This is a genomic window from Zoogloea sp. (assembly GCF_041904905.1).
Taxonomy (GTDB): Bacteria; Pseudomonadota; Gammaproteobacteria; order Burkholderiales; family Rhodocyclaceae; genus Zoogloea.
This window is the reverse complement of sequence record NZ_JAYRMI010000022.1, coordinates 40150-55022: the sequence shown is the minus strand read 5'-3', so window position 1 is coordinate 55022 and position 14873 is coordinate 40150. Positions and strand designations below refer to the sequence as shown.

Here is a 14873-nt window from a genome sequence, read left to right as displayed (position 1 = left end):
CCGTACTTGGCGCTGGCGCGCTTGGCGAACAGCAGGAAGGAGCCGTACACGCCGGCGTAGCCCAGGGTCAGCGCGTCGCGGTCGATGCGGATCGGGAAATCCATGATCGGGATGACCAGGTCTTCGGCCACGTCGGTGATCTTGGCCACATTCACGCCGGTGTCGATGCCCATCAGGTCGCACACCGTGACGAGCACCTCCATCGGGGTGTTGCCGGCGCCGGCGCCCAGGCCCGCGGCGGCCGCGTCGATGCGGGTGGCGCCCACTTCGATGGCGGCAATGGAGTTGGCCACGCCCATGGCGAGGTTGTGGTGACCGTGGAAGCCCAGCTCGGTTTCGGGCTTGAGGGCATCGCGCACGGCGCTGAGGCGCGCCTTCACGCCGTCGGGCAGCAGGTGGCCGGCGGAGTCGGTCACGTAGATGCAGTTGGCGCCGTAGCCTTCCATCAGCTTGGCCTGCTTGACCAGCCCTTCGGGGCTGTTCATGTGGCTCATCATCAGGAAGCCGACGGTGTCCATCTCCAGCTTGCGGGCCAGGGTGATGTGCTGCTCCGAGACGTCGGCCTCGGTGCAGTGGGTGGCCACGCGGATGGTGGCAACGCCCAGCTCGCGGGCCATCTTGAGGTGGTCGACGGTGCCGATGCCCGGCAGCAGCAGCGCCGAAACCTTGGCCTGCTTCATCAGCGGAATCACCGTGGAGAGGTATTCCTCGTCGGTATGGGCCGGGAAGCCGTAGTTCACCGAGCTGCCGCCCAGGCCGTCGCCGTGGGTGACTTCGATCAGCGGGATGCCCGCTTCGTCGAGGCCGGTGGCGATCGACTTCATCTGCTCGAGGGACATGAGGTGGCGCTTGGGGTGCATGCCGTCGCGCAGGGTCATGTCGTGCAAGGTGACGGCCCCGCGTCCGCCGCGGGCGGCGGCCGATCCCCCGAGGGGATCGCGGCTGGCTTCGGACGGCCGGGCGCCATCCGCGTGGGTAATCTTCTTTCCTTTGAGATCCATGTCCGGCTCCTTACGCGGCAACGGGTTTCAGGGTCAGACGGCCGGCGAGCATCTCTTCGGCAAACATCTCGGCGGTGCGCGCGGCGGCGGCGGTCATGATGTCCAGGTTGCCGGCGTACTTGGGCAGGTAGTCGCCCAGGCCTTCGACTTCCAGGAAGACCGACACGCGCTTGCCGTCGAACACCGGGCCATTGACCAGGCGGTAGCCGGGCACGTACTTCTGCACTTCCCGGATCATCGCGGCGATGGATTCGCGGATCGCGTCCTGCTGGGGTTCGCCTTCGACCAGGCAGTGCACGGTGTCGCGCATCATCAGCGGGGGTTCGGCCGGGTTGATGATGATGATCGCCTTGCCCTTTTCGGCGCCGCCCACGCGTTCGACGGCGCCCGCGGTGGTGCGGGTGAATTCGTCGATGTTCTTGCGCGTGCCGGGGCCGGCGGATTTGGACGAGACGGTGGCGACGATCTCGCCATACGCCACCTTCTGCACGCGCGACACGGCGGCGACCATCGGGATGGTGGCCTGGCCACCGCAGGTGACCATGTTCACGTTCATCTCGCCCTTGCCCACGTGCTCGAGCAGGTTGACCGGCGGCACGCAGTAGGGGCCGATGGCGGCCGGGGTGAGGTCGATCATGAGCACGCCCAGCGCGTTGAGCTTGCGGCTGTTCTCGGCGTGCACGTAGGCGCTGGTGGCGTCGAAGGCGATCTGCACGCCGTCGGCCAGCACGTGGGGGAGCAGGCCGTCCACGCCCTCGGCGGTGGTCTTGATGCCCATCTCGCGGGCCCGCTTGAGGCCGTCCGATTCGGGGTCGATGCCGACCATCCACACCGGCTCGAGGACAGGGCTGCGCTGCAGCTTGGCCAGCAGGTCGGTGCCGATGTTGCCCGGTCCGATCAGGGCGCATTTGATCTTGTTGGTCATGAGAGTGTTCTCTGAATGGAGGGGTGGGTCAGTCGAAGACGGCGCTTACGCCGCCCAGGCCCTCGATGCTCACGTCGAAGCGGTCGCCGCTCTGCACGGCCACCATCGGGCCGAGGGCGCCGGTGAGCACGATGTCGCCGGCCAGGAGCGGGCGGCCGCGGCGGGCCATCGTGTCGGCGAGCCACACGGCGGCGTTCAGCGGGCTGCCCAGGCAGGCGCGGCCGTTGCCGCGGGAGACGACCGCGTCGCCGCGGCACATCTGCATGGCGCAGGCGGTGAGGTCCACGTCGGCAAGCCGGACGGGCCGGCCGCCCAGCACGAACAGGCCACTGGAGGCGTTGTCGGCCACGGTGTCGGCGAAGCGGATGTTCCAGCCGGCGATGCGGCTGTCGACGATCTCGATGGCGGGCAGCGCGTATTCGGTGGCGCGGAGGAGGTCGGCGTAGGTGTGGCGCTCGTGGGTGAGGTCGCGGCCCAGCACGAGGGCGACCTCGGCCTCGACCTTGGGCTGGATGAGCCGGCCGGCAGGCACCGGCTCGCCGTCGCCCACCGCCATGTCGGCGAACAGCATGCCGAAGTCGGGCTGGTCGACGCCCAGCTGGGCCTGCACCGCCAGCGAGGTGAGGCCGATCTTGCGGCCGACGAGGCGGCGCCCTTCGGCGAGCCAGGCGCGGGTGTTGAGTTCCTGGATCGCGTAGGCGGCGTCGGCGTCGGTGGCGGCCAGACGGTCGCGCAGCGGCGCGATGGCTTCGCCGCTGGCGTGGGCCGCCTTGAGCAGGGCCGCGGCGGCGGCCGGCGCGAGGGGGCTCGTCCCCGTCACTTGATGAGCTTCCAGTGGTTGTTCTCGACCTTGATGAGCACGATGGCGCTGGCGTCGTAGCCGGCGTGGTCGGTGGCGGACATGGTGTAGACGCCGTTGGTGCCGACGAGCTTGCTGGTCTTCTCGATGCCCTCGCGCACGGCGGCGCGGAACTCCGGCGTGCCGGGCCTGGCCTTGCTCTTGAGCGCGGCCTGGAGGCCGTTCTGGGCGAGCTGCCAGGCGTCCCACGAGGCGCCGGCGAAGGTGGAGCGGGAGTCGGGGCCGTTCCTGGCTTCCAGCTCCTTCACGAAGGCTTCGGCGTTCTTCTTGGTGGGGTGGCTGTCGGGCAGCTGTTCGGCCACCAGCACCGGGCCGACCGGGATCAGCGCGCCCTCGACGGCCTTGCCGCCCACGCGCAGGAACTCCTTGCTGGTGACGCCGTGGGATTGGTAGATCTTGCCCTTGTAGCCACGCTCGCGCAGGGTGATCTGGGGCATGGCGGCGGGGGTGCCGGAGGCGCCGACGAACACCACGTCGGGCTTGGCGGCGATCACCTTGAGCACCTGGGCCTGCACGCTGGGGTCGGCGCGGCCGTAGCGCTCGCTGGCGACGATCTGCAGCTTGCCGTCGGCGGCCTTGGTGAGCGCCTTCAGGAGCAGCTCGCCCCAGGAGTCGGAGAAGCCGATGAAGCCGACGGTCTTGGCGCCGCCGGCCACCATGTCGGCGACCACCTTGTTCACCATGAGGTCGGCCGAGGGTTCGCTGCGGAACACGAAGCCGCGCTTGTCGCCGCTCACGTCGAGGGGGGCGACGGAAACCATCGGGGTCTTTTCGGCGTTGGCCACGTCGGCCATGGCGATGGCGGTGCTGATGAGGTTGGGGCCGAGGATCGCGTCGACCTTGTTCTCGGAGATCAGCTTGCGCACGTTCTTGACGGCGTTGGTGGGGTCGGTGCCGTCGTCGAGGACGATGAAATTGACCTTCTCGCCGCCCACCGTCGTCGGGAACAGGGCGACCGCCTTCTTGGTTTCGGCGCCAAGGGCGGCGGCCGGGCCGGTGAGGGAGGCGACGACGCCGACGTTGATGTCGGCCAGCGCCGGGGCGGCGAGGGTGGCGAAGGTCAGGGCAAGCAGGGTCTTGGATTTCATTATGGTCTCCTCGGTGGGTGGCTGTCGGTACGGCCTTGGGCTTATTGGGGGAGGCGGCGGAAGCCGCCGTTCAGGTAGATCAGGGCCTCGCCGTCGTTGCGCTCGCAGGTGGCGAGCACTTCGCACAGGAAGGCGTGGTGGGTGCTTTCGTCGAAGACCTTGATGACCCGGCAGTCGAAGTTGGCGAGGGCGCCGTCGAGCGTGGGCGCGCCCGACACCATCTCGCGCCAGCCGCCGAAGCGGAAGCGCTCGTCGCCGTGGACGTCCTTGACCATGCCGGCGAAGGCCTTGGCGACTTCCTCCTGGTCGCCCGCCAGCACGTTCACGCACAGGGCGCCGCTGTTGAGCACGATGTCGCTGGCGACGACGTTCTTGTTCACGAACACCACCAGCCGCGGTGGGTCGGCGGTGACCGAGCACACCGCCGTGGCGGTGAGCCCGGCGCGGGTGTCGCCGTGGCGGGCGGTGATGATGGTGACGCCCACCGCAAAGTGGCGCATGCCGTAGCGGTGGTCGTCGGCCGAGACGGTGGGCAGCGCCGCGAGGCGGGCGTTGGGCTGCCAGTCGAGTTTCTGGTTGATCTGCTGGCTCATGGCGGCACTCTCACTGGTATTGGGCGGTGGCGGCCGGCTTGGCGCCGAAGGGGTTGGGCTGGGGCAGCGGGTTGCCGAGCAGGTGGCCGCCGAGCAGGTCGCCGATGTTGTCCTGGTTCTGGGTGATGTGGTTGGCGCCCACCAGGATGTCGCGCATCTGGCGCTGCATCGGGCAGTTGAGCCACACGCCGCGGGTGGAGGTTTTCTTGAAGATCATGTGGGCGGCGTCGAAGCACTCGCCGCCGGTGAACTGGTTGGTGGCGAAGTGGCGGATGCGCACTTCAAGGGGCACCAGCTTGCCCTGGGCGGCGTAGGCCCAGGCTTCGTCGGTGTTCTGCAGCACCCGCGAGGCGGCGCCGACGATTTTGGCGTAGGCCTCGCCCAGGCGGCTCTTGATGAACGGATCGTTCACCGCGGCACCGACGGCCTGGTTGATGTTCTGGCGCGGCACCATGTGCTCGATGTACAGATCCACCATGCCGCGGGCCATGCCGACGATCACCGACGACACGGCGGCGTAGAAGACGTAGAAGAAGGGCATCTTGTAGAGGTTCTCCACGTGGCCGTGGGAGTGCTCGTCGTAGGCGCCGATCACGTGGCTGCGGTAGTCGGGGACGAAGGCTTCCTTGATGACGAGCTTCTTCGACCCGGTGCCGGCGAGGCCCACCACGAACCAGTCGTCGACGATCTCGAAGTCGCTGCGCTGGATCCAGAACGAGCGGAACACCAGTTCGCCGTTCTCCTGCACGCGGCCGCCCACGAAGGCGCCGCCGGCGGCGTGGTCGCAGCCGCTGGAGGTGAGCCACTCACCGTTGAGCTTGTAGCCGCCTTCCACCTTGGCCACGGTGCCGAAGGGCGCGTAGGACGAGGAGACGAGCCGGGATTCGTCGTCGCCCCACAGCTCGTCGCCCACCCGGGCCGACAGCAGGCCCACCTCGAAGGGGTGCACGCCCAGCACCATCACGTTCCAGGCGCTGGACGGGCAGCCGCGGGCCAGCTCCATCAGCACCCGGTTGAGGACGTTGGGGTGCATCTCGTAGCCGCCCCAGCGCCGGGGCTGGAGGATCTTGAAGAAGCCGGCGTCCTGGAAATCCTGGATGGTCTCGGGGGAGACCATGCGGTTCTTCTCGCAGGCTTCGGCGCGGGCGCGCAGCACCGGGATCAGGTCGTGGGCGCGCTGGACGATCTCGTCGGCGCTGGGGATCTGCACGTGGGCGGTTTCGTTCTTGCTCATGGGGTGTTCCTCGTGTTCGGGGTGGGGGCGGGTCAGCGGGTGGCGGCGCTCAGCACGCCGTAGCCGGCGATCCATTCGTTGATCGGGCGGTAGTAATCCTTGCGGGCGGTGTAGCTGCCGCAGGCGGCGAGGGCGGCGAAGGCGGCGATCCAGGTACGCACTTCGTGGGTGGAGCGGCCCGCGGCGCGGGAGATGGATTCGATGTCGAAGCTGTCCACCTTGTGCAGCTGGCCTTCGATCAGGAGCTGCATGAAGCCTTCGTCCCACTCGGGGTTGAGCGGGGTGAGGGGGCAGTCGGGGGTGCCGAACACCTGGCCGGTGGCGACGGTGCGGGCCTGGCGGGCGGCGCGGGCTTCCGGCGTGGGGTTGCGGCCGGCGATCAGGAAGTTGGCGATCTCGTCGGGGGCGTCGGCCAGCAGCGGCACCGGCGGCTCGTGGGAGAGGCCACCCGTGCCCAGGATCAGCACGCGCTTGCCGAGCCCGGCGATGAAGCGGCCCACTGCGTCGCCCAGCTTGCGCACCCGGCGGTAGGGGCCGAAGGGGGGCGCCACCGAGTTGATGATGATGGGGATCACCGGATAGCGGGTGAGGCTGCCGGTCAGCTCCTCGAGCGTCTGGGTGCAGCCGTGGTCCACCTGCAGCCGGTGGGACAGGGCGATGTCCACGTCGCTGTCGAGGATGTGGCGGGCGAGATCGAGGGCCAGCGCCTTGGGGATCGACAGGGGGCCGGGCAGGGTGCCGTAGTCGGCCACCGATTCGGCGGCGGTGGCGATGACGAAGGGCGGCATCAGGTCGTAGAAGAGACCGTTGTAGTGGTCCGGCGCGAAGATCACGATCAGCTCGGGGTCGAAGGCCTCGACTTCGGCGCGGGCCCGGGCGAGCACGCCGTCGACCTCGGCGACGACCGCCGGTCCGGGGTCGTTGAGGCCGCGCAGCGGGGTGTGGGACAGGCATTTGAGTTGCACGCTCATGCAGGCTCCTTGAACGGTGACGAAAAGCCGGCGGGTGGGAATCGCCGGGACCGATGAGTCGGGAAGGAGCTCGCCGCTGCGCGCACGGCAAATCCGACGGGGTGCCCGTCGGGGTGTCATCTCCACGCCTCGTTATCGTTTTGTGGAAACGATTCTAGGAAAGGGCGTGGCGGGGAAGAAATTTGTTTGAGAATTGTGCACAATGTGCACAACATTGATTGCAATCAAGAAAACTAAAAAGGGCAAACCCCATGCGGCCATCCACCGGCGCCAACTACCGCCATGTTCAGGGGCTGAGCCGGGGGCTGGCGATCCTGCGCGCGATCAACCGCTCGCCCAACGGCTGGATCACCATCGCCGAGCTGGCTGCGCTCACCGGCCTGCATCGCACCACGGTGCGGCGCATGCTTGAAACCCTGCAGGCGGAGGGCTACGTGCGGCGCAGCGAGTCGGACGACAGCTATCGCCTGGCGCACAAGATCCGCCAGTTGAGCGACGGCTTCACCGACGACGAGTGGATCTCGGAGGTGGCCAACCCGGTGCTGGGCGAGCTGCTCCAGCAGCTTGTGTGGCCGTCGGACCTGTGCACCATCGACGGCGACGCGATGCTGGTGCGCGAGACGACCCACCGGTTCAGCCCGCTGTCGTTTCACCGGGCCATGATCCGCCAGCGTCTGCCACTGCTGCTGACGGCGGCGGGGCGGGCCTATCTGGCTTTCTGCGGTGGGGAGGAGCGCGAGCAGCTCCTGCAGTTGCTCGCGGCCGGCAGCGATGAGCAGGCGGCCTTTGCCCGCAACCGCGCGCTGGTTGACCTGCTGTGCGAGCGCATCTGCGCCCAGGGCTACGCGACGAACGACGGCGAGTGGAGTCTGCAGACCAAGATCGGCGCTCTGGCGGTGCCCATCCACCACGGCGGGCAGGTGCTGGCGACGATCAATCTGGTCTTCCTGCGCAAGGCGGTGAGCGTGCCCGAGGCGGCGCGGCGTTATCTGCCGGCGCTGCAGGGGGCGGTGGAGAAGATCGAGGCGCGCCTGGCCCGGCCCGACGGGCCGCTGGCTGGCGGAGGGGGATGAGCGACGCGCCGGCCGGGCGTGGGGCGCCCAGAAAACAAAAAGCGCCGGAACCCGGCGCTTTTTGCTGATGCGGCAGAGGCGGCCTGGCGGCCGCCCGGTGCTTTAGACCGACATGGCCAGCTCGAACAGCTCGCGCTTGAGGGCGAACTGCTTGGGCAGGCGATCCTGCAGCTTGTCGAACCACTCCTTGTGGCCGGCCAGCTCGGACTTCCAGGCTTCGGCGTCAATCTTGGTGAGGGCTTCGAACTCTTCCTTGGTGACGTCGGAGCCGGTCCAGTCGATGTCTTCGTACTGGGGCATCCAGCCGAGGGCGTTTTCCTTGGCGGCGACGCGGCCGCGGACGCGGTCGACGATCCACTTCAGGACGCGCATGTTCTCGCCGAAGCCCGGCCACATGAACTCACCCTTCTCGTTCATGCGGAACCAGTTGACGCAGAAGATGCCCGGGGCCTGATCGACGGTGTGACCCATCTTCAGCCAGTGGTTGAAGTAGTCGCCCATGTGGTAGCCGCAGAAGGGCAGCATGGCGAACGGATCGCGACGGACCACGCCCTGGGCGCCGAAGGCGGCAGCGGTGGTTTCGGAGCCGAGGGTGGCCGCCATGTAGACGCCGTAGTTCCAGTTGAAGGCCTGGTACACCAGCGGCACGGTGGTGGCACGACGGCCGCCGAAGATGAAGGCGGAAATCGGCACGCCGGCGGGATCTTCCCAGGCCGGGTCGATGGACGGGCACTGGCTGGCCGGGGCGGTGAAGCGGGAGTTCGGGTGCGCAGCCTTGCGGCCGGTTTCCTTGGCGATCTCCGGGGTCCAGTCCTTGCCTTGCCAGTCGATCAGGTGAGCCGGGGCTTCCTTGGTCAGGCCTTCCCACCACACGTCGCCATCGTCGGTCAGCGCGACGTTGGTGAAGATGATGTTTTCCTTGAGGGTGGCCAGGGCGTTGTAGTTGGTCTTCTCGGAGGTGCCGGGGGCGACGCCGAAGAAGCCCGCTTCCGGATTGATCGCGTAGAAGCGGGTGGTGCCGTCGGCTTCGGTGCGCGGCTTGATCCAGGCGATGTCGTCGCCGACGGTGGAGATCTTCCAGCCATCGAAGGACTTCGGCGGGATCAGCATCGCGAAGTTGGTCTTGCCGCAGGCGGACGGGAAGGCGGCGGCGACGTAGGTCTTCTCGCCGGTGGGGCTTTCCACGCCGAGGATCAGCATGTGTTCGGCCAGCCAGCCTTCGTCACGGGCCATGTTGGAGGCGATGCGCAGGGCGAAGCACTTCTTGCCCAGCAGCGCGTTACCGCCGTAACCGGAACCGTAGGACCAGATCTCACGGGTTTCGGGGTAGTGAACGATGTACTTGGTGGTGGGGTTGCACGGCCAGGACGAATCCTTCTCGCCGTGGCCCAGCGGGGCGCCAACGGTGTGGACGCAGGGCACGAACTCGCCATCGGTGCCGAGGACGTCATAGACGGCCTTGCCCATGCGGGTCATGGTGCGCATGTTGGTGACCACGTAGGGGCTGTCGGAGATCTCCACGCCGATGTGGGCGATGGGGGAGCCGAGCGGACCCATGGAGAACGGGATCACGTACATGGTGCGACCGTGCATGCAGCCCGTGAACAGTTCGTTCAGGGTCTTGCGCATCTTGGCCGGATCTTCCCAGTTGTTGGTGGGGCCGGCGTCGTCCTTGTTGACCGAGCAGATGTAGGTGCGGTCTTCGACACGGGCCACATCGGAGGGGTCGGAACAGGCGAGGTAGGAATTCTTGCGCTTTTCCGGGTTGAGCTTGATGAGCATCCCGGCTTCGACCATTTCGGCGCACAGACGGTCGTATTCTTCTTCGGAGCCGTCACACCAGATGACGCGGTCGGGCTGGGTGAGGGTGGCGATTTCGGCGACCCACTGCTTGAGTTTCTGGTTTTTGACGTAGTCGGGCGCGGCAGCGATGGCGGCTTCGGCAATGCTTTGAGACATCTGACGATTCTCCAGGACGTTACGGATTGCGTTGTTTCTCATGTGCCGGCTAGGGAGTCCGCCGGCTGGGCGATCGCGTCTTTTGGCCACCAGGGCACGGCGCGTATTATTGGCTCGATCGGGCTTGGCCCGGGGTGTCCGATCGGGATTTACCCCAGGGAAGCTAGCCTATAATTATGCCACGGTTCGTCGGGTAACGTCATTTGCACGTCACGACCAAGTGCTGTGGATGTCACGAATTGCTTCAACGAAGTTGTGCTCCCATCATGGGCGCACCCACCCATAAACACACCATCTGGAGAGACAGCAGCATGGATGAACGGATTCGTCAGGCCGCCCTGGAATATCACCGCCTTCCCCGCCCCGGCAAGATCTCGATTGCCCCCACCAAGGCCTTGACCAACCAGCAGGATCTGTCGCTGGCCTACTCTCCGGGCGTGGCCGCCGCGTGCGATGCCATCGTCGAGGACTCGGCCGAGGCCGCCAGCCTCACCGCGCGCAGCAACCTGATCGGCGTGGTCACCAACGGCACCGCGGTGCTGGGCCTGGGCAACATCGGCCCGCTGGCCGCCAAGCCGGTGATGGAAGGCAAGGGCGTGCTGTTCAAGAAGTTTGCCGGCATCGACGTGTTCGACCTGGAGATCGACGAGCCGGACGCCGACAAGCTGATCGACATGATCGCCGCGCTGGAGCCCACCTTCGGCGGCATCAACCTCGAGGACATCAAGGCCCCGGAGTGCTTCTACATCGAGAGCAAGCTGCGCGAGCGGATGAGGATTCCGGTCTTCCACGACGACCAGCACGGCACCGCCATCGTGGTGGGCGCGGCGCTGCTCAACGGCCTGCACCTGCTGGGCAAGGACCTCTCCAAGGTCAAGCTGGTCACCTCCGGCGCGGGCGCCGCGGCGCTGGCCTGCCTGGATCTGCTGGTGATGCTGGGCGTGCCGGTGTCCAACATCTGGGTGACCGACATCGAAGGCGTGGTCTTCGAGGGCCGCACCAAGCTGATGGACCCGATCAAGGCGCGCTACGCCAAGGTGACCGACGCCCGCACCCTGGGCGAGGTGATCGAGGGCGCGGACGTGTTCCTGGGCCTGTCGGCCGGCGGCGTGCTCAAGCCCGAGATGGTCGCCAAGATGGCCGCCAACCCGCTCATCATGGCCCTCGCCAACCCCACGCCGGAGATCCTGCCCGAGGAAGTGAAGAGGGTGCGCGGCGACGCCCTGATGGCCACCGGCCGTTCGGACTACCCGAACCAGGTGAACAACGTGCTGTGCTTCCCGTTCATCTTCCGGGGCGCGCTGGACGTGGGCGCCACCACCATCACCGACCAGATGAAGCTCGCCGCCGTGAAGGCCATCGCCGAGCTGGCCCGGGCCGAGGCGTCCGACATCGTGGCGGCCGCCTACGGCGAGAACGTCTCGGGCTTCGGCCCCGAGTACATCATCCCGAAGCCCTTCGACCCGCGCCTGATCGTCAAGATCGCCCCCGAGGTGGCCCGCGCGGCGATGGAGTCCGGCGTGGCCACCCGCCCGATCGCCGACTTCGACGCCTACCGCCAGCAGCTCAACAACTTCGTGTGGCAGTCCGGCCTGGTGATGAAGCCGGTGTTCCAGGCCGCCAAGCGGGCTCCCAAGCGGATCATTTTCTCGGAAGGCGAATCCGAGCGGGTGATGCGCGCGGTGCAGACGGTGGTGGACGAAGGCCTGTGCCGGCCCATCCTGATTGGCCGGCCGGACATCGTGATCGAGAACATCGACCGCTTTGGCCTGCGCCTGCGCCCCGAGCTGGATTTCGAGCTGGTCAACCCCGAGACCGACCCGCGCTACGATCAGCTGTGGTCCCACTACCATTCGCTGATGGAGCGCAAGGGCGTGTCGGTGGATTACGCCAAGCGCGAGGTGCGCCGCCGTCCCACCTTGCTCGGTTCGCTGCTGCTCAAGTTCGGCTACGCCGACGGGATGATCTGCGGCACCTATGGCATGCACGGCCTGCACCTGAAGTTCATCGAGACGGTGCTGGGCCGCCAGAAGGGCGTGCGCAACTTCTACACCATGAACCTGCTGGCGCTGCCGGGCCGCACGGTGTTCCTGTGCGACACCTACGTCAATTACGACCCGACCCCCGAGCAGGTGGTCGAGATGACCCGCCTGGCCGCCGACGAGGTGCGCCGCTTCGGCATCCAGCCGCGCATTGCGCTGCTCTCCCACTCCAGCTTCGGCACCGAGAACTCGCCCACCGCCGAGAAGATGCGCAAGGCGCTGGTGATGCTCCACGCCGAGCACGGCGACCTGGAAGTCGAGGGCGAGATGCACGGCGACGCGGCGCTGGATGCGGGCATCCGCCAGCAGATCTTCCCCAACGCCAAGATGAAGGAAGACGCCAACCTGCTGATCTTCCCCACCCTGGACGCCGCCAATATTGCCTTCAACCTGCTCAAGACGGCGGCGGGCGAGGGCATGACCATCGGCCCGATCCTGCTCGGGTCGGCCAAGCCGGTGCACATCCTCACCCCCACCGCCACCGTGCGGCGGATCGTCAACATGACGGCGCTCACCGTCGTCGAAGCCGGCCGTTGATCGACACGGGCCGTTCAGGCCCGGCCGCCGCGTGCCGTTAAGCTTCACAGCAACCGGGTGGAGGATGACGGCATGACGGACGGCAGGGCGGCGCTGGTGCTCACCGGCGGAGGCGCGCGGGCGGCCTATCAGGTGGGGGCGCTCATCGCCATCCGCGACGTGTGGGGCAGGCGCGCCGAGAACCCCTTTCCGATCATCTGCGGCACCTCCGCCGGCGCGGTGAATGCCGTCGCGCTGGCGGTGTTTTCGGCCAACTTCAACGAGGCCGTCAAGAAGCTGGCCTTCATCTGGCGCAACTTCCACGTCCATCACGTCTATCGGGCCGACACCCTGGCCATCGCCGAATCCGTCACCCGCTGGGGGTCGGCGATGTTCCTGGGCTGGCTGTTCCGCCAGTCGCCGCGCTCGCTGCTCGACAACCAGCCGCTGCGGGCGCTCCTCGAAGCCCAGCTGGATTTCGGCGCCATCGACCGGGCCATCGCCGACGGCCACCTGCAGGCGGTCTCGGTGACCGCCTCGGGCTACACCTCGGGCGAGAGCCTGTCGTTCTTCCAGGGGCGGGACGATCTCCAGCCCTGGCGACGGGCCCAACGCGTCGGCGTGCGCAGCGACATCAAGGTCGAGCACCTGCTCGCCTCCAGCGCGATCCCCTTCGTGTTTCCGGCGGTGCGCATCAACCGCGAGTACTTCGGCGACGGCTCGATGCGCCAGACCGCACCGATCAGCCCGGTGATCCACCTCGGCGCCGACCGCATCCTGGTGATCGCCGGCGGCCGCCGCTCGGAAGAGGCTCGTCAGCGCACGGACACCTATCCCTCGCCGGCCCAGGTGGCGGGGCACACCTTGTCGAGCATCTTTCTAGACGGTCTGTCGATGGATCTGGAGCGCCTGGAGCGCATCAACGGCACCGTCGGCGCCCTGACCCCGGCCCAGCGCGAGGCGGCCGGGATCGCCCTGCGGCCCATCGAAACATTCGTGATTGCGCCGTCCCAGCGTCTGGATTATCTTGCGGCCCGCCATCGCAACGCGCTGCCCCGGGCCCTGAGGCTCGTTTTGAGCGGTATTGGTGCAACGCGAAAGAATGGCTCGGTGTTACTCTCCTACCTCCTGTTCGAGCGCGGGTATACCCGCGCGCTGATGGAGCTGGGTTACCAGGACACGATGAGCCGCCGCGACGAGCTTGCCCGCTTCCTGCGGGTGCCGGAGCGCTGAGGGGAGGGCCTCCCCGCTTCCCCCGGAGCGGCCGTCAGTTACAAAAAAAGATTCACAAAAAACTTCAAAAATTTAGAATAACCCATTATTTTGAATAGAAGTCTGCCGTTAACGGTTTGCCGCCCCGAATGCGGCGCCACCCGCGGCAGGCTTTCGTCATCGGTGGATGGCTTTGCGCGCATGCGAGCTACATCGCGTCGGTTTTATTTCCGGCGGAGCGCCGACTCCGCCGCTGTATGGATCTGGTTTGAGAACGATGAAAATCCGTAATTCCCTGATAGCCCTGCTGGGGGTCTTTGCGCTTGGCGCAGCGGCGCCGGCGGATGTTTTTGCTGCGGTGCAGCGTGCGTCGGCCAAGAAGCTTGCCGCGCCGGCCAAGTCCGCCGCCAAGGTGGAGAAGACCGCCAAGGCCGACAAGCCTGCAAAGGGGGGCAGGCTGGTCGCGGCCGCGCCGGCCCGCAGTGGCGGCAGGCTCGCTGCCCGACATGAGCGTGGTCAGGCGCGCTTCGTTGCCGCGGCGCCGGTCGTCCAGCGCGCGGCCTTCGCGCCGTCCGGCCAGGATATCGACCAGGAAGGCAACCCGCTGCTGCACTCGGCGGCCTTCATGATCGCCGATCAGGCCACAGGCAACGTGCTGCTTGAAAAGAACTCCGACGCCGTGCTGCCCATCGCCTCGATCACCAAGCTGATGACCGCGATGGTGGTGCTGGATGCGCGCCTCAATCTGGGCGAGATCCTCACCATCGGCCAGGAGGACGTGGACACCCTGCGCGGCAGCAGCTCCCACGTGCCCGTCGGCACCGATCTGACCCGCGAGGACATGCTGCGTCTGGCGCTGATGTCGTCGGAGAACCGCGCCGCGTCGGCCCTGGCCCGCCACTACCCGGGCGGCCTGCCGGCCTTCGTGGCGGCCATGAACCGCAAGGCGGCGTCGCTGGGCCTGCGCGAGACCCGCTTCTCCGACAGCACCGGTCTCAACTCCGCCAACGTGTCGAGTGCACGCGATCTGGTGAAGATGGTGTCCGCCGCGTCGCGCTATCCGCTGATCCGCGAGTTCTCCACCACCGCCAACTACGTGGTGTCGCTCAATGGCCGTCAGCGCCAGTTCAACAACACCAACGCGCTGGTGAGCAGCCCGGACTGGCAGATCGGCGTTTCCAAGACCGGCTTCATCAACGAATCCGGCAAGTGCCTGGTGATGCAGGCGTGGCTGCTCAACAAGCCGATGATCATCGTGCTGCTGGATTCCTTCGGCCGCTTTACCCGGGTGGCCGACGCCCAGCGGGTCAAGCGCTGGCTCGAGAGCGCTGCCGTGCAGCAGAAGGTGGCGGCCAACGGCCGCGGCCCGGCAACCTGATAGGGCGATCGCTTCAAGCAAA

12 protein-coding genes are annotated in these 14873 nt (G+C 67.3%); 4 read left to right on the top strand and 8 right to left on the bottom strand.

What is annotated here, in order from left to right; translation table 11 throughout:
• From dmpG to ACE3N6_RS08520, 7 genes are all read right to left on the bottom strand, one after another.
• A partial coding sequence (gene dmpG / locus ACE3N6_RS08550) for a 4-hydroxy-2-oxovalerate aldolase (protein ID WP_374244765.1) occupies positions 1-878 on the bottom strand: 878 nt, incomplete at its 3' end.
• Between the two features lie 133 nt (positions 879-1011).
• Entirely contained in the window at positions 1012-1926 is a 915-nt protein-coding gene (locus ACE3N6_RS08545) for an acetaldehyde dehydrogenase (acetylating) (protein ID WP_374244763.1), read from the bottom strand.
• A 28-nt stretch (positions 1927-1954) separates the two neighbouring features.
• Entirely contained in the window at positions 1955-2746 is a 792-nt protein-coding gene (gene mhpD, locus ACE3N6_RS08540) for a 2-keto-4-pentenoate hydratase (protein ID WP_374244762.1), read from the bottom strand.
• Positions 2743-3873 (bottom strand): ABC transporter substrate-binding protein, encoded by a 1131-nt coding sequence (locus ACE3N6_RS08535; RefSeq protein WP_374244761.1) that lies wholly within the window; start codon positions 3871-3873, stop codon positions 2743-2745. Before ACE3N6_RS08535 ends, mhpD begins: the two co-directional genes overlap by 4 nt.
• A gap of 41 nt (positions 3874-3914) precedes the next feature.
• On the bottom strand, positions 3915-4466 hold the full coding sequence (locus ACE3N6_RS08530) for a flavin reductase family protein (RefSeq protein ID WP_374244760.1): 552 nt from the start codon (positions 4464-4466) through the stop codon (positions 3915-3917).
• A gap of 10 nt (positions 4467-4476) precedes the next feature.
• The gene (locus ACE3N6_RS08525) at positions 4477-5700 is read right to left on the bottom strand and encodes an acyl-CoA dehydrogenase (RefSeq protein WP_374244759.1); all 1224 of its coding nucleotides are present in this window, start codon (positions 5698-5700) and stop codon (positions 4477-4479) included.
• Between the two features lie 32 nt (positions 5701-5732).
• Positions 5733-6671, bottom strand: coding sequence for a 3-carboxyethylcatechol 2,3-dioxygenase (locus ACE3N6_RS08520; RefSeq protein WP_374244758.1), 939 nt, complete (start codon positions 6669-6671; stop codon positions 5733-5735).
• Between the two features lie 251 nt (positions 6672-6922).
• On the opposite strand from ACE3N6_RS08520, the gene ACE3N6_RS08515 reads away from it, so the two are divergent.
• Positions 6923-7744 carry a DNA-binding transcriptional regulator gene (locus ACE3N6_RS08515; protein WP_374244757.1) on the top strand — a complete coding sequence of 274 codons (822 nt, stop codon included), beginning with the start codon at positions 6923-6925 and terminating at the stop codon, positions 7742-7744.
• A gap of 102 nt (positions 7745-7846) precedes the next feature.
• Here ACE3N6_RS08515 and ACE3N6_RS08510 read toward each other — a convergent pair whose 3' ends face one another.
• Positions 7847-9703: a phosphoenolpyruvate carboxykinase (GTP) gene (locus ACE3N6_RS08510; RefSeq protein ID WP_374244756.1), complete on the bottom strand. Its 1857-nt coding sequence runs from the start codon at positions 9701-9703 to the stop codon at positions 7847-7849.
• Positions 9704-10014: 311 nt separating this feature from the next.
• Between ACE3N6_RS08510 and ACE3N6_RS08505 the strand changes: the two genes are divergently transcribed.
• From ACE3N6_RS08505 to pbpG, 3 genes are all read left to right on the top strand, one after another.
• On the top strand, positions 10015-12282 hold the full coding sequence (locus ACE3N6_RS08505) for an NADP-dependent malic enzyme (protein WP_374244755.1): 2268 nt from the start codon (positions 10015-10017) through the stop codon (positions 12280-12282).
• Positions 12283-12354: 72 nt separating this feature from the next.
• Positions 12355-13494 (top strand): patatin-like phospholipase family protein, encoded by a 1140-nt coding sequence (locus ACE3N6_RS08500; protein WP_374244754.1) that lies wholly within the window; start codon positions 12355-12357, stop codon positions 13492-13494.
• A gap of 256 nt (positions 13495-13750) precedes the next feature.
• A complete protein-coding gene (pbpG, locus tag ACE3N6_RS08495) occupies positions 13751-14851 on the top strand; it encodes a D-alanyl-D-alanine endopeptidase (RefSeq protein ID WP_374244753.1) in 1101 nt (366 codons plus the stop codon).
• Positions 14852-14873 lie beyond the last annotated feature (22 nt).